18 protein-coding genes are annotated in these 20,545 nt (G+C 74.4%); 11 read left to right on the top strand and 7 right to left on the bottom strand.

Annotated elements, in window-relative coordinates; genetic code table 11:
- Nucleotides 1-159 precede the first annotated feature (159 nt).
- Nucleotides 160-1,380: a vanadium-dependent haloperoxidase gene (locus ACFWYW_RS51205; protein WP_379622925.1), complete on the bottom strand. Its 1,221-nt coding sequence runs from the start codon at nucleotides 1,378-1,380 to the stop codon at nucleotides 160-162.
- A 146-nt stretch (nucleotides 1,381-1,526) separates the two neighbouring features.
- Between ACFWYW_RS51205 and ACFWYW_RS51210 the strand changes: the two genes are divergently transcribed.
- Both ACFWYW_RS51210 and ACFWYW_RS51215 read left to right on the top strand, forming a co-directional pair.
- The gene (locus ACFWYW_RS51210; RefSeq protein ID WP_379622923.1) at nucleotides 1,527-2,255 is read left to right on the top strand and encodes a phytanoyl-CoA dioxygenase family protein; all 729 of its coding nucleotides are present in this window, start codon (nucleotides 1,527-1,529) and stop codon (nucleotides 2,253-2,255) included.
- 169 nt (nucleotides 2,256-2,424) lie between these two features.
- A complete protein-coding gene (locus tag ACFWYW_RS51215) occupies nucleotides 2,425-7,929 on the top strand; it encodes a carboxyl transferase domain-containing protein (protein WP_379622921.1) in 5,505 nt (1,834 codons plus the stop codon).
- A gap of 4 nt (nucleotides 7,930-7,933) precedes the next feature.
- Here the strand turns inward: ACFWYW_RS51215 and ACFWYW_RS51220 are convergent, their stop codons facing one another.
- Together ACFWYW_RS51220 and ACFWYW_RS51225 are read right to left on the bottom strand one after the other, a co-directional pair.
- Nucleotides 7,934-9,346: an ABC transporter permease subunit gene (locus ACFWYW_RS51220; protein WP_379622919.1), complete on the bottom strand. Its 1,413-nt coding sequence runs from the start codon at nucleotides 9,344-9,346 to the stop codon at nucleotides 7,934-7,936.
- Nucleotides 9,343-10,233 carry an ABC transporter ATP-binding protein gene (locus tag ACFWYW_RS51225; protein WP_379622917.1) on the bottom strand — a complete coding sequence of 297 codons (891 nt, stop codon included), beginning with the start codon at nucleotides 10,231-10,233 and terminating at the stop codon, nucleotides 9,343-9,345. Before ACFWYW_RS51225 ends, ACFWYW_RS51220 begins: the two co-directional genes overlap by 4 nt.
- Nucleotides 10,234-10,355: 122 nt before the next feature.
- Between ACFWYW_RS51225 and ACFWYW_RS51230 the strand changes: the two genes are divergently transcribed.
- Both ACFWYW_RS51230 and ACFWYW_RS51235 read left to right on the top strand, forming a co-directional pair.
- On the top strand, nucleotides 10,356-11,699 hold the full coding sequence (locus ACFWYW_RS51230) for a sensor histidine kinase (protein WP_379622915.1): 1,344 nt from the start codon (nucleotides 10,356-10,358) through the stop codon (nucleotides 11,697-11,699).
- Entirely contained in the window at nucleotides 11,696-12,370 is a 675-nt protein-coding gene (locus ACFWYW_RS51235) for a response regulator (RefSeq protein WP_379622913.1), read from the top strand. The genes ACFWYW_RS51230 and ACFWYW_RS51235 overlap by 4 nt, the downstream gene beginning before the upstream one ends.
- 22 nt (nucleotides 12,371-12,392) lie before the next feature.
- Here ACFWYW_RS51235 and ACFWYW_RS51240 read toward each other — a convergent pair whose 3' ends face one another.
- Together ACFWYW_RS51240 and ACFWYW_RS51245 are read right to left on the bottom strand one after the other, a co-directional pair.
- Nucleotides 12,393-12,908 (bottom strand): XdhC family protein, encoded by a 516-nt coding sequence (locus ACFWYW_RS51240; RefSeq protein ID WP_379622911.1) that lies wholly within the window; start codon nucleotides 12,906-12,908, stop codon nucleotides 12,393-12,395.
- A 27-nt stretch (nucleotides 12,909-12,935) separates the two neighbouring features.
- Nucleotides 12,936-14,555: a serine/threonine protein kinase gene (locus ACFWYW_RS51245; protein WP_379622909.1), complete on the bottom strand. Its 1,620-nt coding sequence runs from the start codon at nucleotides 14,553-14,555 to the stop codon at nucleotides 12,936-12,938.
- A 126-nt stretch (nucleotides 14,556-14,681) separates the two neighbouring features.
- Here ACFWYW_RS51245 and ACFWYW_RS51250 point away from each other — a divergent pair, with 126 nt between their 5' ends.
- From ACFWYW_RS51250 to ACFWYW_RS51265, 4 genes are all read left to right on the top strand, one after another.
- Complete coding sequence (locus ACFWYW_RS51250; protein WP_379622907.1) at nucleotides 14,682-14,912, top strand: hypothetical protein; 231 nt, start codon at nucleotides 14,682-14,684, stop codon at nucleotides 14,910-14,912.
- A gap of 3 nt (nucleotides 14,913-14,915) precedes the next feature.
- On the top strand, nucleotides 14,916-15,374 hold the full coding sequence (locus ACFWYW_RS51255; RefSeq protein WP_379622905.1) for a Clp protease N-terminal domain-containing protein: 459 nt from the start codon (nucleotides 14,916-14,918) through the stop codon (nucleotides 15,372-15,374).
- Nucleotides 15,375-15,514: 140 nt separating this feature from the next.
- Entirely contained in the window at nucleotides 15,515-16,390 is an 876-nt protein-coding gene (locus ACFWYW_RS51260) for an ABC transporter ATP-binding protein (RefSeq protein ID WP_379622903.1), read from the top strand.
- Nucleotides 16,387-17,226 (top strand): ABC transporter permease, encoded by an 840-nt coding sequence (locus tag ACFWYW_RS51265; RefSeq protein WP_379622901.1) that lies wholly within the window; start codon nucleotides 16,387-16,389, stop codon nucleotides 17,224-17,226. The genes ACFWYW_RS51260 and ACFWYW_RS51265 overlap by 4 nt, the downstream gene beginning before the upstream one ends.
- A gap of 1 nt (nucleotide 17,227) precedes the next feature.
- On the opposite strand, the gene ACFWYW_RS51270 is transcribed toward ACFWYW_RS51265, so the two are convergent.
- Nucleotides 17,228-17,839: a TetR/AcrR family transcriptional regulator gene (locus ACFWYW_RS51270; protein ID WP_379622899.1), complete on the bottom strand. Its 612-nt coding sequence runs from the start codon at nucleotides 17,837-17,839 to the stop codon at nucleotides 17,228-17,230.
- A 70-nt stretch (nucleotides 17,840-17,909) separates the two neighbouring features.
- On the opposite strand from ACFWYW_RS51270, the gene ACFWYW_RS51275 reads away from it, so the two are divergent.
- The 3 genes from ACFWYW_RS51275 to ACFWYW_RS51285 are packed head-to-tail and all read left to right on the top strand — an operon-like array spanning nucleotide 17,910 to nucleotide 19,604.
- Nucleotides 17,910-19,085 carry a cytochrome P450 gene (locus tag ACFWYW_RS51275; protein ID WP_379622897.1) on the top strand — a complete coding sequence of 392 codons (1,176 nt, stop codon included), beginning with the start codon at nucleotides 17,910-17,912 and terminating at the stop codon, nucleotides 19,083-19,085.
- A gap of 3 nt (nucleotides 19,086-19,088) precedes the next feature.
- Complete coding sequence (locus tag ACFWYW_RS51280; RefSeq protein WP_379622895.1) at nucleotides 19,089-19,283, top strand: ferredoxin; 195 nt, start codon at nucleotides 19,089-19,091, stop codon at nucleotides 19,281-19,283.
- Between the two features lie 24 nt (nucleotides 19,284-19,307).
- Nucleotides 19,308-19,604, top strand: a complete 297-nt coding sequence (locus tag ACFWYW_RS51285; protein ID WP_379622893.1) for a hypothetical protein — start codon at nucleotides 19,308-19,310, stop codon at nucleotides 19,602-19,604.
- 162 nt (nucleotides 19,605-19,766) lie between these two features.
- On the opposite strand, the gene ACFWYW_RS51290 is transcribed toward ACFWYW_RS51285, so the two are convergent.
- The gene (locus ACFWYW_RS51290; protein ID WP_379622891.1) at nucleotides 19,767-20,528 is read right to left on the bottom strand and encodes a GNAT family N-acetyltransferase; all 762 of its coding nucleotides are present in this window, start codon (nucleotides 20,526-20,528) and stop codon (nucleotides 19,767-19,769) included.
- Between the last annotated feature and the right edge of the window lie 17 nt (nucleotides 20,529-20,545).

The raw sequence follows: 20,545 nt of genomic DNA on the forward strand, positions 1-20,545 counted from the left end.
TAAGAGAGAGCCTCGCGGCGCCCGCGGCTTTCGCGCAAGCGGCGCCTGTCCCCCGGGCACGGGGAACAGGCGCCGGTAGTGACGGACCCTGGGGGTGGGGCCCGCCACCGGTCTTCCACCCCCGCCCCCGGCGGTGTGGCCGTCAAGGGCGGCGGAGGCCTAGAAGAGCAGGCCGGGCAGGTGCAGCAGGGAGTGCAGCGCCACGCGCCGCCCCAGCTGCGCGCCGGCGTCGTCGGCGTTGCGGGTGTGGATGCCCGACCAGACGCGGGCGTCCAGGTTCTCCTGGGTGAACTGCCGCCAGGAAGTGTAGGTGCGGTCCGCCCCGGGCGCCACCACGCTGGAGGCGGTGACGGGCCGCGCCGGGCGGGGACCGGTCAGCGCGGTGAGGACCTGCTCGGCGGCGCCGGCGTAGGCGGCGTGGCCGCTGACGTAGTCGGGGTGGGGCGGGGTCTCGTGCAGCGGCGTCCAGCCGGTGTACCCGGCGGCGCGCAGCGCGGTCACCGGCCGCCAGCGCACGTGCGCGTACTTGGCGTCGGAGACGGCGATCTGCGTGTCGACGGAGGCCACGTGGAAGGCGGCCACCAGGCCGGCGCGGGCCGCCAGCGGCCACGACGCCTTCTGCTCCAGCGCCCCCCGCAGCACCTGGGTGAAGATCGGCAGCGGGGTGGTGGCCCAGAACTGCGCCACCGCGGTCTGCTCGGGCGTGCGGGCGGTGGAGTCGGCGGCGCCGTAGAGGCGTACTTCCTCCATGTCGCGGCGGTAGCGCTCGGAGTCGAGGGGGTCGGGCGTGGGCCGGAACTGGCTGCCGCCGGCCAGCAGGAACGGCTTGGCCCGGCGCAGGCCGTACTGGATGCCGGGGGTGTGGGACGGAGGGGTGGGCTGCCAGACGCCCGGCGCGCCCGGCCGCGGGTGGTAGGGGGCGTCGACGGACGCCGGGTCCAGGCCGTCGCCGGCGCGCTCGGCCAGCAGGGCGGCGGTGGCGGCCTTGCCGGCGGCGATCCCGCGCTCCTTGTCCTGTCCCTCGGGGATGCGCGCCAGCGTGCCGGCCAGGACCGCGTCCAGCTGCGGCTTTCCGGGCGGCGCGAAGTCGAGCAGGGCCGCGTGCACGGCCGAGGCCAGCGCGGCCTGCTGGTAGGCGGCCGGGGCCAGCGGCTGGCGCACCAGCGCCCGGGTGGCCGCGGTCCAGCCGATCGCCCACACGCGCGAGTTGGTCGCCGCGGCGGAGGCGCCGCCGAGCTTGACGGTCAGGGCGGAGGCGTCGTACCACTCCAGGGCGACGTCGACCGCGCCGGCGGTGCGCGCGGCCGCGGAGGTCGAGGTGAGGGTGGTCGGCAGTACGGCCAGCACGAGCACGGCCGCTATGCGGGATAAGCGCGACATCGAGCCGGTGGTCCTTTCTGTGGGAGTGCCTGGGCGTAACGCTCGTGCCGGCGCCGATCAACGGCAACCCCTACCCGCGCCTTGGCCTGCGGCTCTGGGGTGTCGCAGGGGGTAAATCGGTGGACATGGTCGTTAGCGTGGCGGGCATGGACGTCATCGATATCGAGCGTTTCGCCGCGGACGGTTTCGCCAAAGTGGAGGCGGTCGTCGAGCCGCAGGTGGCCGATGAGGCCCGCATGCTGCTGTGGCGCCAGATCGGCCTGTCGCCCGACGAGCCGGCCTCCTGGCGCGAGCCGGTCGTGTGGGCGATGGACACCACGGGAGCGGGCCCGTTCGGGCAGATCATGAGGAACCCGCGGCTGCACGCGGCCTACGACGCCGTGGCCGGGCCGGGCGGCTGGCTGCCGCGCGGGGCGCTGGGCATGGTGCCCGTGCGCTTCCCGCGCCTGCCGCCGGCCGAGGACCGCGGCTGGCACATCGACGCCAACACCCAGCGTCGCGACGGCAGCTGGGGCGTCAGCGGCCGTTCGCAGACGATGTTGCTGCTGGTGCTGCTGTCGCACGTGAGGCCGGACGACGCGCCGACGCGGGTGCGGGTGGGTTCACACCGCGACGCCTTCGCCGTGCTGGGCGAGGAGGCGATGGACGCGATGGTGGCGGGGCCGCTGGTGGATGAGGCCAGCGCGCACCGGCCGACGGCGTATGCGACGGGGGCGCCGGGGGATGTGTACCTGCTGCACCCCTACACCGTGCACGCCGCCGACGAGCACCGCGGCGAGGAGCCCCGGTTCATGTCGCAGGGGCCCATCATGCTGAAGGAACCGGTCGACGGGCGGGGGGCGAACGTGCTGGCGCGGGCGCTGTCGGCGTCCTGAACGCCGGGAGGCTTTTGTTGGGTCCCCACAAGATGGGGGCCTCACCATGCGCGATGCGGACATTGGTATACCCGGCGGTGATCGAGCAGGGTATGGGGACAGGGTGCAGGCGACGCTCCGGGTTTCGGACGTCGCCTTCTGTGCGTGACGTCTTGGGGAGGCTCAGCCGGTGTTCAGTCGTGTGGCCATCGTCAACCGGGGAGAGGCCGCGATGCGGCTCATTCACGCGGTGCGGGATCTTTCAGCGGAGACCGGGCAGCGGATCGAGACGGTCGCCCTGTTCACCGACGCCGACCGCGGCGCGACCTTCGTGCGGGAGGCCGATCTGGCGGTGCCGCTGGGGCCCGCCTCGGCGCGGCCCTACCTCGACCATGCCGTGCTGGAGCGGGCGCTGGCCGCGTGCGGCGCCGACGCCGCGTGGGTGGGGTGGGGGTTCGTCGCCGAGGACCCGGCCTTCGCCGAGCTGTGCGAGAAGCTCGGCGTCACCTTCATCGGGCCCAGTGCCGAGGCGATGCGCAGGCTCGGCGACAAGATCGGCGCCAAGCTCCTGGCCGAGCAGGTGGGTGTGCCGGTGGCGCCGTGGAGCCGGGGCGAGGTCGCCACGCCGGCCGAGGCGCTGGCCGCCGGGCAGGAGATCGGCTACCCGCTGATGCTCAAGGCGAGCGCGGGCGGCGGCGGGCGCGGCATCCGCAAGGTCGCCTCCAGCCAGGAGCTGGCCGAGGCCTTTGAGCGCACCAGCCAGGAGGCGCTGCGCGCGTTCGGCTCCGGCGTGGTCTTCCTGGAGCGGCTGGTCACCGGCGCCCGGCACGTCGAGGTCCAGGTGATCGCCGACGGTCAGGGCGTGGCCTGGGCGCTGGGCGTGCGCGACTGCTCGGTGCAGCGCCGCAACCAGAAGATCATCGAGGAGTCGGCCTCGCCGGTGCTGTCGGCCGCGCAGAGCGCCGAGCTGAAGGCCTCGGCCGAACGGCTGGCCGTGGCCGTCGGCTACCGCGGCGCGTGCACGGTGGAGTTCCTCTACCACCCGGGTGAGAAGCTGTTCGCCTTCCTGGAGGTCAACACCCGGCTGCAGGTCGAGCACCCGATCACCGAGGTCACCACCGGTACCGACCTGGTCCGCCTGCAGTTGCACGTGGCCGCGGGCGGGCGGCTGGAAGGCGGGCAGCCGGCCGAGATCGGGCACGCCGTCGAGGCGCGGCTCAACGCCGAGGACCCCGACCGTGACTTCGCGCCCGCGCCCGGCCGCATCGCCCGCCTGGTGCTGCCGTCGGGGCCCGGCATCCGGGTCGACACCGGCGTCAGCGAGGGCGACACCATCCCCGCCGACTTCGACTCCATGATCGCGAAGATCATCGCCTACGGCAGCGACCGCGAGCAGGCGCTGGGCCGGTTGCGCCGCGCGATGGCCGACACCACGGTGATCATCGAGGGTGGCGCCACCAACAAGAGCTTCGTCCTGGACCTGCTGGAGCGGCCCGAGGTCGTCCAGGCCAGCGCCGACACCGGCTGGATCGACCGCGTGCGCGCCGAAGGCGGCCTGGTCAGCCACCGCCACTCCGCCATCGCCCTGGCCGCGGCCGCCATCGAGGCCTACCAGGATGAGGAGGAGGTCAGCCGGCAGCGGCTGCTGTCGACCGCCCACGGCGGCCGGCCCCAGGTCCAGCACGACCCAGGCCGTCCGCTGGACCTCAAACTGCGCGGCGTCGGCTACCGGGTGAGCGTCGCCCGCGTCGGGCACAACCGCTTCCGCGTCGCCGTGTCCGGGGGCGGCCGGCCGTACCCGGCCGACGTCGAGGTCGAGCGCTTCGACGAGCACTGCGGCCAGATCGTCGTCAACGGCCGCCGCTTCCGCCTGGTCTCGGCCACCCACGGCCCCATCCACCTGGTCGAGGTCGACGGCGTCACCCACCGCGTCAGCCGCGACGAGGGCGGCGTCGTGCGCTCGCCGGCGCCCGCGCTGGTCGTGGCCACGCCGCTGGCCGTCGGTGACGAGGTCGAGGCCGGGGCGCCGCTGCTGGTGCTGGAGAGCATGAAGATGGAGACCGTGCTGCGCGCGCCGTTCCGCGCCCGCGTGCGCGAATGCCCGGTCTCGGTCGGCAGCCAGGTCGAGACCGCCGCGCCGCTCATGCGGCTCGAACCGCTGTCGGACGACGCTCCCGGCCAGGAGCAGGCCGCCGGCGCCGACGTGGAGATCGAACTGCCCGCCGAGCCCGCCCCCGCCTCCCCCGCCGAGCGCGTCGAGCGCGGCCTGCAGGACCTGCGCAGCCTGCTGCTCGGCTTCGACGTCGACCCCCACGACGGCCAGCGGGTCCTGTCGGCCTACCTGTCGGCGCGCGCCGAGCTCGGCGGCCGGCTGCTGGAGGGCGAGCTGAACCTGCTCACCCTGTTCGCCGACCTGTGCGAGCTCAGCCGTAACAAGCCCGGTGTCGAACTCGACGCCGAACCCGACAGCGCCGTGCACAGCCCGCGCGAGTTCTTCCACAGCTACCTGCAAAGCCTCGACGCCGAACGCGCCGGCCTCACCGAGAGCTTCCAGGCCAAGCTCGCCACCGTCCTGGCCCACTACGGCATCACCGGCCTGGACCGCACCCCGGAGCTGGAGGCCGCGGTCTTCCGTATCTTCCTGGCCCAGCAGCGCATCAGCACCGACGTCGCCATCGTCTCGGAACTGCTGCGCCAGTGGCTGGGCGGCACGCCCCCGCTGGAGTCGCTGTACGAGCGGGCCGGGCTGGCCCTGGAGCACCTGGTCGAGGCCACCCAGGTGCGTTTCCCCACCGTCTCCGACCTGGCCCGCGGCGTGGTCTTCCGCTGGTTCGCCCAGCCGTTGCTGCGCCGCAACCGCGCCAAGGTGTACGCCGCCGTCCGCGACGAGCTGCGCTACCTCGACCACAACCCCGAGGCGCCCGACCGCGCCGACCGCATCCAGGTCATGGTCGCCAGCGCCGAGCCGCTGGTGCGCCTGATCGGCCAGCGCATGCGCCGCCCGGGACGCGACCACGCCCCCCTGCTGGAGGTGCTGACCCGCCGCTACTACGGCAACCGCGCCCTGTCGCAGGTGGGCCTCAGCCAGGCCGGCGGCAGCCGGTTCGTCACCGCCGAGCACAGCGGCCCCAACGGCCTGGCCCGCGTGGTCACCACCGCCGTCGACATCGCCGCCCTGCCCGGCGCCGTCACCGCGCTGGCCGCCTTCACCGAACCCGACACCGGCCAGGAGCAGGGCCTGCGGCGCGAACTGGTCGCCGACCTCTACCTCACCTGGGAGGACCAGCCCGACGCCGAGGCCATGGCGCAGCGGCTCGGCCGCGTCCTGGCCGAGCACGCCCGCCCCCACGGCGTGCGCCGCATCACCACCACCGTCGCCGGCACCGGCGGCGCCGTGATGCACCACCACTTCACCTTCCGGCCCGACGGCGCCGGCGGCTTCACCGAGGACCGGCTGATCCGCGGCCTGCACCCGCAGATCGCCCAGCGCCTGCAGCTGCAGCGCCTGCGCGCCTTCGACCTGACCCGGCTGCCGTCGGCCGACGAGGAGGTCTACCTGTTCAAGGCCGTGGCCAAGAGCAACCCGGCCGACGAACGGCTCATCGCCATGGGCCAGGTCCGCGACCTGACCCCGCTGCGCGAGGCCGACGGCCGCCTGGTGGCGCTGCCCGCGGTCGAGGACGCCATCACCGCCGGCCTGGACGCCATCCGCAACATCCAGGCCCAGCGCCCCCAGAACAAGCGCTTCGACACCAACCGCATCATGATGTACGTCTGGCCTTCGACGGAGATCTCCACCGACGAGCTCAACATGCTGGTCCAGCGCATTCTGCCCACCACCGCCGGCGCCGGGCTGGAGGAGGTCCAGTTCGTGGCCCGCCAGCGCACCGCCTCCGGCGAGCTGGCCGAGGTGTCGGTGCGCATCACGCTGGACGCCGGACGCGGCGCCCACGTGCACGTCGGCAAGCCCTCCACCGAGCCGCTACAGCCGCTGGACGACTACCGGCAGAAGGTCCTGCGCGCCGCCCGCCGCGGCACCGTCTACCCCTATGAGCTGACCGGCCTGCTGGCCGGGCCGCGCGGCGCCTTCACCGAGCACGACCTCGACGAGCACGGCGCGCTCGTGCCCGTGCGCCGGCCCCCGGGCAAGAACGCCGCGGCGCTCGTGGCGGGCGTGGTCACCACGATCACCGAGCGTCACCCCGAGGGCGTCACCCGCGTCGTCCTGCTGGGCGATCCGACCAAGGCGCTGGGCGCGCTGTCGGAGCCGGAGTGCGCGCGCGTCATCGCCGCCCTCGACCTGGCCGAGCGCATGCGGGTGCCGCTGGAGTGGTTCGCGCTGTCGGCCGGGGCGCGCATCTCGATGACGTCCGGCACCGAGAACATGGACTGGGTCGCGGCCGCGCTCAAGCGCATCGTCACCTTCACCCAGGCCGGCGGTGAGATCAACATCGTGGTCGCCGGGATCACCGTCGGGGCGCAGCCGTACTGGAACGCCGAGGCGACGATGCTCATGCACACCAAGGGCATCCTGGTGATGACGCCGGACTCGGCGATGGTGCTGACCGGCAAGCAGTCGCTCGACTTCTCCGGCGGCGTCTCGGCCGAGGACAACTTCGGCATCGGCGGCTACGACCGGGTGATGGGGCCCAACGGGCAGGCGCAGTACTGGGCGCCGAACCTGGCCGCGGCCCGCGAGGTGCTCATGGCGCACTACGACCACACCTATGTCGTGCCCGGCGAAAGCGGGCCGCGGCGGGCGTCCACGATCGACCCGGCGGGGCGCGACGTGCGCGCCTACCCGCACCAGATCGCCGGCAGCGACTTCACCACCGTCGGCGAGATCTTCTCCGCCGAGCACAACCCCGACCGCAAGAAGCCGTTCGACATCCGCACCGTGATGCGCGCGGTCTCCGACCAGGACCACCCGGTGCTGGAGCGGTGGGCGGGCATGGCCGACGCCGAGACCTCCGCCGTGCAGGACGCCCACATCGGCGGGTTCCCCGTCTGCCTGATCGGCATCGAGTCGCGCTCGGTGCCGCGGCGCGGCTTCCCGCCCACCGACGGCCCCGACACCTACACCGCCGGCACGCTGTTCCCGCGCTCGTCGAAGAAGACCGCGCGCGCGATCAACGCCGCCTCCGGCAACCGGCCGCTGGTGGTCCTGGCCAACCTGTCCGGCTTCGACGGCTCACCCGAATCGATGCGCAAGCTGCAACTGGAGTACGGGGCGGAGATCGGCCGGGCGATCGTCAACTTCGACGGCCCGATCGTGTTCTGCGTCATCTCCCGCTACCACGGCGGCGCGTTCGTGGTCTTCTCCAAGGCGCTCAACCCGAACATGACGGTGCTGGCGCTGGAGGGCTCGTTCGCCTCGGTGCTCGGCGGCGCCCCGGCGGCGGCCGTGGTCTTCTCCGGCGAGGTCAACAACCGCACCGCGACCGACCCGCGGGTCACCGAGCTGCAGGCGCGGGTCTCGGCGGCCAGCGGAGCCGAACGGGCGGCGCTGAACGCCCAGCTCGCCGAGGTGGCCTCCGCGGTGCGGGCGGAAAAGCTCGGCGAGGTCGCCGCGGAGTTCGACCGGGTGCACAGCATCCAGCGAGCCGTCGAGGTGGGGTCGGTCGATGCCATCATCGGCGCCGCCGAGCTGCGCCCGCGCATCATCGCCGCCATCGAGCAGGCCGCGACGCGGTGAGAGCTCACGCGTCGCCGCGGCCGAGGCGGCGCGCGCCCAGGGCGAGCGCGAGCGCGGTGTAGGCGGACAGCACCGCCAGCCCGGCCCAGCCCGGCAGCGGGAAGTAGCCCTCCTGCGGCAGCGCGCTACCCGGCACGTGCGGGTAGGCGGGGACGCTCTGCTGGACGGCGAAGCCGGCCGCCGGGCTCACCCGCAGCAGCCACTGCCCCACCGGCGGCGGCAGCAGCGAGGTGGTGGCCAGCACGTACGGCAGGACGACGGCCGCCACGGCGAGGATGACGGCCGGGGCGGCCCGGCGCAGCCACGCGCCGAGCCCCACCGCCAGCACCGCCGTCAACGCCACCAGCGCCGCCGTGCCGGCCAGCACCCCCGCCTGGGTGAGGGCGGGCACCGGCAGGACGAGGTTGCCGTTGGCGCGCAGCAGCGGCACGGCGACCAGCGCGCTCGCGACCAGCACCGCCAGCGCGCCGGCGAAGGTGACCGTGCCGGCGACCACGGCCTTGGCCGCCAGCACCCGGCCGCGGCGCGGGCTGGCCAGCAGGCTGACGGCGATCAGGCCGCGCCGGTACTCGGCGGTGACGAACACGGTGGCCACCACGATGACGGCGATGAGCGCCAGCACGACCCCGGTCAGCAGCTGCTGGAGCGTCGCGCCGCCGTGGGCGCCGACGGGGGCGATGTCGCCGCCGCCGCTCACCGTGTACACGCCCGCGGCCTCGGTCACGGCGCCCCCGTCCGGAGGGGTCCACGCCTGCCCGGGAGCATCCCCGTGCAGGGTGAGATGGTCGAAGACGCCGGTCGCCGCCGCCCCGCCCGGATCGGCCCCCTCCGGCGGCTGCTCCGGCGAGGCGACGAACATCCCCACCCGCACCCGCGCGCCGAGCCCCGCCGGACGGACGGTGCCGAGCGTGCGCCACTGGCGGCCGTCGGCGGACTCGGCGCCGGTCACGTCCTGGCCGGTGCGGGTCAGGCGCAGCCACCGGGGCGCCGCGCCGGGGCCGCCGGCGAGATCCTCGGTGAAGTCGTGCTGCAGGCGCACCCCGTGCCCGGCCGTCACCATCACCGCCGCGTACGACGCCCCCGGCCGCGTGCCGTCCTTGACCAGCAGGCCCGCCTTGGCCCACGGCGCCGCCCCGCGCAGCGAGGCCACCCGCACGGTGATGCTGCCGTCGCCGCGCAGTTCCCGGTGGACGAAGGAGGGCAGGTCCCGCACCGCCTGCCCGCCCGGCCCGATCGGCGGCGCCGGGCAGGCCACCACGGTGTCGTTCATCCCGCAGCTGGTCGTGCTGGCCGCCGCCGTCGCCACCGCCAGCGCGACGATGGCCAGCAGCCCGGCGGCCAGCCCCGCCGTCCAGGCGCGCACGGTGCGCAGCTTCGTCCACTCCGCCCGCACCATCCGGCCGAACGCCACGCTCACCGGGTCAGCTCCATGTAGGCCTCCTCCAGCGTGGCCCGATGGGCGGCGATCTCGGTGTACGGCACGGCGGCGCCGTCCAGCACCCGCGCCACCCGCTCGCGCCCGTCGAGCCCGCGGACGGTGAGACCCTCTGGCCCGCTGACCGCCACCGTCGCGCCCGCGCCCGCCAACGCCGCCATGGCCGCCTCCCGCGCGCCGGTGCGCACGGTGAAGCGCCCGCGTGAGGCGCCGGCGAGGAGCTCGTCCACGCCCAGATCGGCCACCACCCGCCCCCGCCCGGCCACGACCAGATGCCCGGCGGTGTCCTGCATCCGGCTCATCAGGCGGCCGGCGACCAGCACCGCGCGCCCTTGGCCGGCCAGGTCCCGCAGCATCCCGCCCATCCACCCGGCCTCCCGCTGGTCCAGGCCGGTGAACGGCTCGTCCAGCACCAGAATCGGCGGATCGCCCAGCAGCGCCGCCGCCAGCCCGAGCCGTTGCCGTTGCCCTTGCGCCAGCGTGCCCGCCCGCCGCCGGATCGCCGCCCCCAGCCCCACCAACTCGGCCACCTCATCCACCCGCCGCGCCCCGGCGCCCTGCGCGTGGGCCAGCCACAGCAGGTGGTCGCGGGCCGTGCGGCCCGGGTGCGGCGCGCCGGTGTCCAGCAGCGCGCCGACGTGCCGCAACGGCTCCCCCAGGCTCCGATACGGCCGGCCGCCCACCAGCGCCGTGCCCTCCTGCGCGACGTCCAGCCCGAGCACCACCCGCAACGTCGTGGACTTGCCCGCGCCGCCGGGGCCGACGAACCCGGTGACCCGCCCCGGCCGGGCGGTGAACGACATGCCGTCCAGTGCCGCCACCGCGCCGAACCGTTTGCGCAACCCGTCGACCTCGATACTCGCCTCCATGTCCGGCAGCGTAGGCGGCCCGGCCCGGTGGGTCGTCCCGCACACGAGCGATCCTCCCTGCCCGGGTGACTCCCTCCCAGGAGGGATGCCGGGCGCTCGGCGGGCAGGCCACAATGGCTAGCGTGAAACAGGGCGATGACCAGCGCCGACAGGGCGGCGGTGGGTGGTGGACGCGGGAGCGGGCGCAGCTGGCGGCGGGCGTGGCATTGGCGGTGCTGGCCGTGGGCGAGGCGCTGCTGCGGGCGCGTGGCCTGCCGGTGGACGGGTGGGGGCCGGTGAGCGACATCACCCCGGCCGGAACCCGCCCGCCCGCCGGCATGGGCCCGCCAGACCTGGGCCCCCCGGAGCTGGGCCCGGGCGGTCATGGGCTGGGCGGTCGGGGGCCGGGTGGGCCGGGGCTGGGTGGGCCGGAGCTGGGCGGTCTGGGGCCGGGATTGTCGCGGCTGGTTCCGCCGTTGCTGGCGCTGGCCACCACCGCGCCGCTCGTGCTGCTGCGCGGTCAGCGGGTGGCGGGCGCGGCGCTGGTGAGCGCCTCGGTGGTGCTGTCGCTGCTGGCCTTCCAGACGCTGACCGCCGCCGGGGCCGGGGCGCTGCTGCTGGCCTGCTACCTGGCCGGACGGGCCGGGCCCCCGGTGGCGGCCGTGGCGGTGGCGGCGCCGTACCCGGTGATGGCGATCATCGGCACGGCCGGCGCGGCCACCGCGACGCACACGCTCGTGCTGGCCTGCCTGGCGCCCGCCACGGCGCTGGCCGCCGTCGCCCGCCGCGCCCGCGCCGAGGCGCGCGAGCACACCGAGGCCCGGCAGGTCATCGCCGACTCGCTGCTGGAGCACACCGCGCGCGGTGAACGCGCCCGCATCGCCCGCGAACTGCACGACGTGGTCGCCCACCACATCTCCATGGTCGCCGTGCAGGCCGAGACCGCCCGCGTCAGCATCGCCGGAATGCCGCCCGCCGGGGCGCAGCGGCTGTCGGCCATCGGCGACACCGCCCGCGCGGCGCTGACCGAGATGCGGCGCCTGCTCGGGGTGCTGCGCGAGGACGCCGGAGCGAGCGCCGCGGCCCGCCGGCCACAGCCGGGGCTCGGCCTGGGCGAACTCAACGAGCTGCTGGACGAGGCCCGCCAGGCCTCCGGCACCGGCATGCGGCTCATCCTGCGGGGCACACCGGCGGCGCTGGACCCGGGGGTGGAGCTGGCGGCGTACCGGATCATCCAGGAGGCCCTCACCAACGCCCGCCGCCACGCGCCCGGCGCCGCCGTCGACGTGCGCCTGGACTACAGCGGCCAGGGCCTGCACCTGAGCGTGCGCGACAACGGACCGGGCCCCTCCGGCGGCGGCGACGGGCACGGGCTGGCGGGCATGCGCGAGCGTGCCGTCGCCGTCGGCGGACGCCTCAGCACCGCGGCCGCCCACGGCGGCGGCTTCCTCATCGAAGCCCACCTGCCCGGAAAGCAGACGCCATGAGCCAGGTGCGCATCGTGGTCGCCGACGACCATCCGGTCGTGCGCACCGGCTACGCGGAGATGCTCGGCACCCAGCCCGGCTTCACCGTCGTCGCCACCGCCGCCGACGGCGCCGAGGCGGTGCGGGTCTGCCGCGAGCACGCGCCGGACGTGGTCCTCATGGACGTGCGCATGCCCGGCATGGACGGCATCGAGGCCACCCGCCGCCTGGCCGCCGCCGGTGCGGGCCCGCGCGTGCTGATCCTGACGACGTTCGATCTCGACGAGTACGTCTACGACGCGCTGCGGGCCGGAGCCAGCGGCTTCCTGCTGAAGGACGTCACCGCCGAGCGCCTGTTCGAGGCGGTACGCGTCATCGCGGCCGGTGACGCCCTGCTGGCCCCGGCGGTCACCCGGCGCCTGATCAGCGAGTTCGCCCAGCTACGCCCCCAACAGGACCCGTCGGCCGCGGCGTCGCTGCGCGCGCTGACGCCACGCGAGACCGAGGTGCTGCGCCTGCTGGCCGAGGGCCTGTCCAACCCGGAGATCGCGCTGCGCCTGACGGTCACCGAGGAAACCGTCAAAACCCACGTCAGCCGCATCCTGACCAAGCTCGGCCTGCGCGACCGCACCCAGGCCGTGGTCACCGCCTACGAAAGCGGCCTGGTCATCCCCGGCACCCGCCCCAGCTAGCACAAAGCGCCTGGACACGGCTCTAGAACGTGAACCCGCCCGGCCGGCCGTTGCGGTCGGCGATCAGCCCGGCCAGGGTGGCCACGGCGATCTCCGGCGGCGTCTGGGAGCCGATGTTCAGGCCGATCGGCCGGTGCACGCGGGCGATCTGCGCGTCCTGCACGCCGAGCTCACGCAGCGCGCGCACGTGCGGGCCGGTGTGGCGGGGGCTGCCCATGATGCCGATCCAGCGCGCCGGTGTGGCCAGCAGGTCGCGCAGGAGCGGGCCGATCTCCTCGCGGTGATGGTCGGTGAGCACCACGTCGGTGCCGGCGTCGAGGTAGGGGCCGGGTGCGCGCTCGGCCGGGTGGCCGGGCAGGACGCGGGCGGGGTCGGGCTCCAGCAGGACCGTGCGGTAGCCGAGCTCGGCGCCGTAGCGCAGCAGGCAATCGGCCACCGGTGAGGCGAAGACCGCCACCAGGGTGCGCGCCTGCCGCTCGGCCGGGGCGTGGCCGTGGGCGGCCTCGCACGCCGGGTCGTGGTCGTGACCGTGCGTCATGACGGCAGTCTGCGTGGTGCGGGCGCCTCATGACAAGCGGCAGGTGACCTCCTGGGCCATCCCGTTCTGCGGCTGCTCGGCGACGGCGTTGCGGCCCGGGTACTTCCACTGGCAGACCGTCGAGGCGGAGATCTTGGCGTTCGAACCGCCCATGCACCACAGGTTGGCCCAGCCGCCGCCGGCCATGCTCGCGCCCTGCGTCTTGCAGTAGGCGTGGGCGTCGTCGAGGGTGATCGGCGCTTGGGAGGGCGCGGCCGGCTCGCTGCTCTTGGTGGGCGTGGGCTTCTGCGTGGGCTTCTGTGTGGGTTTGCGGGTGGGCGCGGCGTCGGTCGGCTCGACGGGCGCCTGGGTGCGGGGCGCCTTGCGGGTGGCGCTCGGGGTGGCGCGGTGCGGGGAAGTGCTGGGTGTGGGTACGGCCTTGGCCGACTGCGAGCGTTTCGTGGCCCCGGGCGCCGGGGTGCCGTGGACGGCCGGGGTGGCGCCCACGTGCGTGGACGGCGCGGGCGTGGACGACGGGAGCGTGGAGGGCGCGGGGGTGGAGCCGGGTGTGGAGGGTCCGGCGGCCGGGACGGAGGCCTTCGCGGCGGCCGGGGTGGTCAGGGCGGTGTGGTTGCCAGCGGCGCCCGGCGCCAGCACGAAGTAGCCGGTGACCGCGGCGGCCAGCAGGACGGCGCCCGCCGTACCGAGGACCAGGCCGCGGCGCGCCCCCGCCCGCGCCGGCGCGACGGCCACCGGCGTCGTGGGGGCGCCCGCGGCGGCGGGAAGGCCGGGAACGTCGGGGGCGGCGAAGCCGGTGGCGGCGGTGCGGCGGACCGGGACGGTGTCCCACGCGGGCGGCGGCAGCGCCCGCAGACGCTCGATCACCTGGGCCGCGGTGGGCCGCCGCGCGGGCTCCTTGGCCAGGCACTCCCCCAGCAGCAGGCGCAGCGGGCCGTCCAGCTCGCCGAGGTCGGGATCGCCCTGCAGGATGAGGTGCAGGATGCCCGGGATGGAGTCGCCGACGAAGGCCCGCTGGCCGGTGGCGGCGTAGACCATGGTCGCGCCCCAGGCGAAGATGTCGGCGGCGGCGCCGATGTCGCCGCCGGCGATCTGCTCGGGCGCCATGTAGGCGGGGCTGCCGATGGGCTGGCTGCTGACCACCGACTGGCTGAGGTCCAGGGCGCGGGCGATGCCGAAGTCGATGACGACGGGCCCGTCGGGTCCCAGCAGCACGTTGCCGGGCTTGAAGTCGCGGTGCACGACCCCGGCCTCGTGGATGGCGGCCAGCGCGGTCGCGGTGTTGACGGCCAGGCGCTGCAGCGCGGCGGCGCCGCGGGCGCCGTTGTCGCGCACGGAGGCCTGCAGCGACGGCCCCTGGACGTACTCGCTGACGATGTACGGCCGCGCCCCCACGAACCCGGAGTCCAGCACGTGCGCGGTGCAGAAGGGCGCCACCCGCTTGGCGGTCTCCACCTCGCGCAGGAAGCGCTGCTGTTCGCGCAGGTCGGCGATCAGATGCGGGTGCAGCAGCTTGATCGCGACCGGTGCGCCTTTGCCGGTGCGCCCGATGTAGACGGTGCCCTGCCCGCCCGCGCCCAGCCGCCCTTCCAGGCGGTAGGGCCCCACCGCCCGGGGGTCCTCGTCCAACAGGGCTAACACCTCGGGCACCCAGCCTCCAGCCAGTAACGTGGGCCAAGATCGTACCAAAGCAGGAGCGATGCCAGTTGAGGGACGAGTCAGAGCGTTAAGCAACCCAGGTTGCTCAATCTGGCTTAGTCAACTACAGTTGCTCGCATGTCCGCTGAAGAGATCCCTGCTCCCTCCGACCCCGCCGACGGCCTGGCCGCGGTGGCGGCCCTGCGGCGGCTGGCCGACCAGCTGGAGGACTCCGCCGTCGAGCAGGCGATGCGGGCGGGCTGGAGCTGGCCGCAGGTCGCCGAGGCACTCGGAGTGACGCGCCAGGCGGTCCACAAGAAGCACGCCAAGCGGCTCATCGCCGCGGGCGTCCAGCTGAGGAGGCGCTGAGCCGTGACCCCCTTCGACCACTACTTCCACACGATCATGACCCAGGGAGAATACGAGGCCCACCAGGACCACTCGGCCACCGTCGAGGCCCACCACCTGCTGCTGGCCATCGCCGGCTACGAGGGCACCACCGCCCACCGGCTCCTGACCGAGGTGGGCCTGGACCGCGGCGGCGTTCGCGCGGCGCTGGATCGCGAGTTCGAGCACAGCCTCAACGCCGTCGGCATCTCCGCCGCCGCCTACCACCTGCCCCCGGCCGGCGGGGCGCCCAAGTCCCCGGGCATGGGCGCCTCGGCCAAACTCGCGCTCGAGCGCGCCTTCACCACCGTCCGCAAGAAGGACCTCGACTCCGCCCACCTGCTCGCCGGCATCCTGCGGGCGCAGGTCGGCACGGTGCCGCGCGCCCTGGCCCTGGCCGGCGTCGACCGCGAGGCCCTGCTGAACCGCGCCCAGGCCCTCTGACCCGGACCCATCTGACCCGGACGATCCAACCCGGTCCCGTCTGACCCGCGGCCCGCCTCCCGTTTCGCCGCATCACCGCGGAACGGTCCTGCCGCCATGGGTTAGTAAGCACTCACTCACCTCACAGGGAGAATTCCGCCATGCCCTCCGGCACCAACGTGCTGGACGTCGACGGCCTGCGCATGCGCTACGGCAGCACCGACGTCCTGCACGATGTCACCTTCCAGGCCCGCCACGGCGAGGTCCTGGCCCTGCTCGGCCCCAACGGCGCCGGCAAGACCACCACCATCGAGATCCTCGAAGGCTTCCGCAGCCGCTCGGCCGGCCGCGTCCAGGTCCTCGGCGCCGACCCCGCCGACGGCGGCGAACGCTGGCGCGCCCGCGTCGGCGTGGTCCTGCAGTCCTGGCGCGACCACGGCAAATGGCGCGTCCGCGAACTGCTGGCCCACCTCGCCACCCACTACACCGCCTACACCCGCCCCTGGGACCCCGACGAGCTCATCGCGGCGGTCGGCCTCACCCCGCACGCCGGCAATAAGATCAAAACGCTCTCCGGCGGCCAGCGCCGCAGGCTCGACGTGGCCATCGGCATCGTCGGCCGGCCCGAGCTGCTGTTCCTGGACGAGCCCACCGCCGCCTTCGACCCCGCCGCCCGCCACGACTTCCACGAACTCGTGCGCGGCCTGGCCGGCGACCAGCACACCACGATCCTGCTGACCACCCACGACCTGGCCGAGGCCGAGAAACTCGCCGACCGCATCGTCATCCTGGACGGCGGCCGCGTCATCGCCGACGGCAGCGCCGCCGAACTGGCCCGCCGCATCGCCGGCCAGGACGAGGTCCGCTGGGTGCACGAAGGCCGCCGCCACACGCACACGACCGCCGACTCCACCGGCTTCGCGCGCGAGTTGTTCGCCCGCCACGGCGCCGCCGTACAGGAACTGGAGGTGCAGCGCGCCTCCCTGGAGCAGACCTACCTCGCGCTGGTACGCCACGCCGAACAGGAGAACCGATGAACGCCGTGGTCCTGCGCGCCGGGTGGCGGCGCGGCGTGATCGAGCTGCGCCAGTCCTTCACCAACGGGCCCGACCTGTTCAGCCACCTGCTGTGGCCGGTGCTGATGCTCGTCGTCATGTACTTCCTGCGCGAGAGCTCCTTCGGCGCCTCCGGGCTGCTGCTGGGCACCCTCGCCCTGCCGAGCGTCCTGGGCATGAACGCCGCGCTCGGCCTGGTCAGCCTCAGCCAGCAGCTCACCTACGAACGCGAGGACGGCACGCTGCTGCGCGCCAAGGCCACCCCGCACGGCATCCAGAGCTACCTGGTGGGCAAGGTCGTGTCGGTCTCCGGCGGCCTGCTGGCCGACCTGGCGATCTTCCTCGTGCCCGGCCTGCTGATCGTCAAGGGCCTGGACCCCGGCGCGGCCTCCTGGCCGGCGCTGCTGTGGGTGCTGGCGCTGGGCATGGTGGCCACGCTGCCGATCGGCGCGGTGCTGGGCTCGGTCTTCCCCAGCGCCCGCGGCCAGGGACTGCTGCAGCTGCCGATCCTCGGCATGATCGCGATCTCCGGCATCTTCTACCCCATCACCGCGCTGCCGGAGTGGGTGCAGTGGATCGCCCAGGCCTTCCCCTTCTACTGGCTGGGCCTGGGAATGCGTTCGGCGCTGCTGCCGGACGCGGCGGTCATGGTCGAGATCGGCCAGTCCTGGCGGCACCTGGAGACGACCGGCGTGCTGGCCGCCTGGGCGGTGCTCGGCCTGCTGCTGGCTCCGGTGGTGCTGCGCAGGATGGCGCGCAAGGAGTCCGGTTCGAGCGTGGCCGCGCGCCGCGACAAGGCCCTGCGGCGCGCGATGTGACCTACAGCGAACGCAGGCCGCGCATCGCCAGCTCGGCCGCCCCGGCGCCGGCCTTGCGCCGCTCCGGTTCCGAGTGGCCGAGCTCGTGGCTGACCAGCGAGGCGGCCTGCAGCGCGCCCATGAGAGCGCCTATCGCGGCCGCCGCGGTGACCTCGTCGATCTCCTCGGGGAAGGTCTCGGCGAACGCGGCCGCGATCTTGCGCTGCAGGTCGAGCAGCACCATCAGCGCCCTGGCCTGCACGGAGGGCACGGTCATGACCAGTGTGCGGTAGGGCGCGGCCCACCCCGGCTCGTCGCTGAGCGGGCCGTGGTCGAGGAACCGGGCCACGACCTCCTCGTAGGTGCGCAGCAGCAGGTCGGCGATGGACTCGTCGGGGCGGCGGCCGGCCAGCACCTCCAGCGTCACCTCGTAGTAGTCGCCGGCGGCGAAGAAGACCACGTCCTCCTTGCTCGGGAAGTGGTTGAAGAACGTCTTGGTGGCCACGTCGGCCGCGGCGGCGATCTGGGCGACCGTGGTCTGCTCGAAACCCCGCTCGGCGAACAGCCGGAAGGCCGCCTCGGCGATGAGCTCCCTGGTCTGCCGCTTCTTGCGCGCGCGGCGCGTCTCCTCCATACGCAAACCTTACACCATCAGTATATTTACATCGGTTGTAACTTTACTTCGAGTGGTGTTATCTGGAGGCATGATGCCTCTGCAACCCCCGGCGGGCCGCCCCTTCGACCCGCCCGACGAACTGGCCCGGCTGCGCGGCGAATGCCCCGTCAGCCCGATGACCTACCCCGACGGGCACGAGGGCTGGCTGGTCACCAGCCACGAGCTGGTCCGCACCGTCCTGGCCGACCGGCGCTTCAGCCACCGCGCCGACCTCGTGCACACGCCCATGCCCGGCGCGGGCGCCCGCGCCCCGCTGCAGCCGGCCCCGCCCGGCGCGTTCCTGGCCATGGACCCGCCCGAGCACACCCGCTACCGTCACCTGCTCACCGGCGAGTTCACGGTACGGCGCATGCGGCAGCTGAGCGGCAGCATCGAAGCCGTGGTGGCCGACCACCTGGACGCCATGCAGGCCAAGGGCCCGCCCGCCGACCTCGTCGCCGACTTCGCCCAGCCGATCCCCGGCGTGGTGATCTGCGAACTGCTCGGCGTGCCCGACGACGAACGCGAGCGCTTCCGCCACCACATGCCCGTCTTCGGCAGCACCCGCGCCAGCGCCGAGGACAAGGCCGCCGCCTTCGCCGCCGCCACCGGCTCCATCGCCGAGCTGATCGCCGCCAAACGCGCCCACCCCACCGACGACCTGCTCAGCGGCCTGGTCACCGGCGGCGAACTCACCGACGAAGAGCTCGTCACCATCGCCTTCGTGCTCATGGGCGGCGGCTTCGACACCACCGCCAACATGCTCGCCCTGGGCGCCTGGACGCTGATGCGCGAGCCCGGAAGCGTCGAGAAGCTGATGCGCGCGCCCGGCCCGGCGGTGGAGGAACTGCTGCGCTACCTCAGCATCATCCCCGCCACCGCGCGGGCCGCGCTGCAGGACGTCGAGCTCGGCGGCGAGCTCATCCGCCGGGGGCAGACGGTCACCGTCTCCATCCCGGCCGCCAACCGCGACCCCGCGCACTTCCCCGACCCCGACCGGCTCGACCTGGACCGCTCGACCTCCGGGCACGTCGCCTTCGGGCACGGCATCCACCAGTGCCTCGGCCAGCAACTGGCCCGGGTCGAGATGACGGCCGGGCTGCCAGCGCTGTTCGCGCGCCTGCCGGGGTTGCGGCCGGCCGTACCGGATGAGGAGGTGCCGCTGCGCACGGACATGATGATCTACGGCCTGCACGCGCTGCCGGTCACCTGGCAGGCGGGCTAGCCGATGCGTGTCGTCGCCGACCGGGACCGGTGCGTGGGGGCCGGGATGTGTGCCCTGAGCGCGCCGGAGATCTTCGACCAGGACGAGCGGGACGGGCGGGTGGAGCTGCTGCAACCGCTGCCCACCGGCCCCGGCCAGGCCGCGGCGCGCCGCGTGGCGGGCCTGTGCCCGTCGGGGGCGATCACGCTCACGCCGTGAACGGCGGGGCTAGGATGCACCCCCGTGATCGAAGCCGACTTCCTGACCCGCACCCGCACCTCCTACGACGCCATCGCCGTCGGGTACGGGGAGCTGGCCCGTGACGAGATGGACCGCAAGCCCCTCGACCGCGCCATGGCCGGCGCCTTCGCCGATCTCGTGCGCGGCCGGGGACCGGTGGCCGACGTGGGATCTGGTACTCCACCATCCACATCCCCGACGAGCTGCTGCCCCGGGCGCTGGCGGAATTCCACCGGGTCCTGGCGCCCGGCGGGTACGCGCTGCTGGCCTTCCAGGTCGGCGACGAGCCGCTGCACCTGAGCGACGCGCTCGGCCACCCGATCGACCTGCTCTTCCACCGCCGCCGCGCCGAGCAGGTGGCGCGGCTGCTGCGCGCGGCCGGGCTGCCCACGCACGCCCGGCTGGAGCGCGAGCCGGAGGACGAGCGGGCGCCTCAGGCCTTCCTGCTGGCCAGGAAGGCGTTCACGGACTGAGGTAGGGCGTGGTCGTCGCCAGCGCCGCGAACCCCAGCCTGGCCAGGATGGGCCGGCTGGTCGGCGCCGCGTCGACCTGCAGGAAGTGGTACCCGCGCGCGGCCGCCAGCCGGGCGCGGTAGGCCACCAGCGCCCGGTACAGGCCCCGCCCGCGCCAGCTCTCGACGGTGCCGCCGCTCCACAGGCTGGCGAAGTCGGTACCCGGATGCAGCTGCATGCGCGCCGCGCTGACCGGCTGCCCGTCCGCCATCGCCACCACCGCCTCGACCTCCTGCGGCCGCTCGGCCAGCTGGGTCAGCAACTGGTGGCGCACCCGCGAGGAGTCCCCGCCGAAAGCCTGCTCGTGCACGGCGCTCATCAGCTCCACCCCGGCCGCGTCCCGCACCGGCCGCAGCTCCACCCCGCCCGGCACCTGCTCACTCAGGCTCAGCTCGCCGATGCGGCCCACCATGAGCGTCTCGGCCTCATCGGCGACGAACCCCGCCGCGTCCAGCCGCCGCGCGAGGTCTGCGGGGCGGTCGTGGCTGTAGAGCTTCCATTCGAAGGTACGGCCCAGCCCGCCGTAGAAGGCGAGCTGCTCGGCGATGACGGCGTCGGCCCCGGCGGCGTCCAGGTCGGACCACAGGATGCCGTTCCAGTCCTCGGGCCCGCCCACCTGGCGTACCACCGAGCCGGTCCACTCCACCCGGACGCCCGGGGCGTCGGGCCGCGCCTGCCGGCGCATCTGCAGGTCGAAAAGCGGCAACGTCACGCGCCCCACCCTAGTGC

The organism is Nonomuraea sp. NPDC059023 (assembly GCF_042740095.1).
GTDB lineage: Bacteria > Actinomycetota > Actinomycetes > Streptosporangiales > Streptosporangiaceae > Nonomuraea.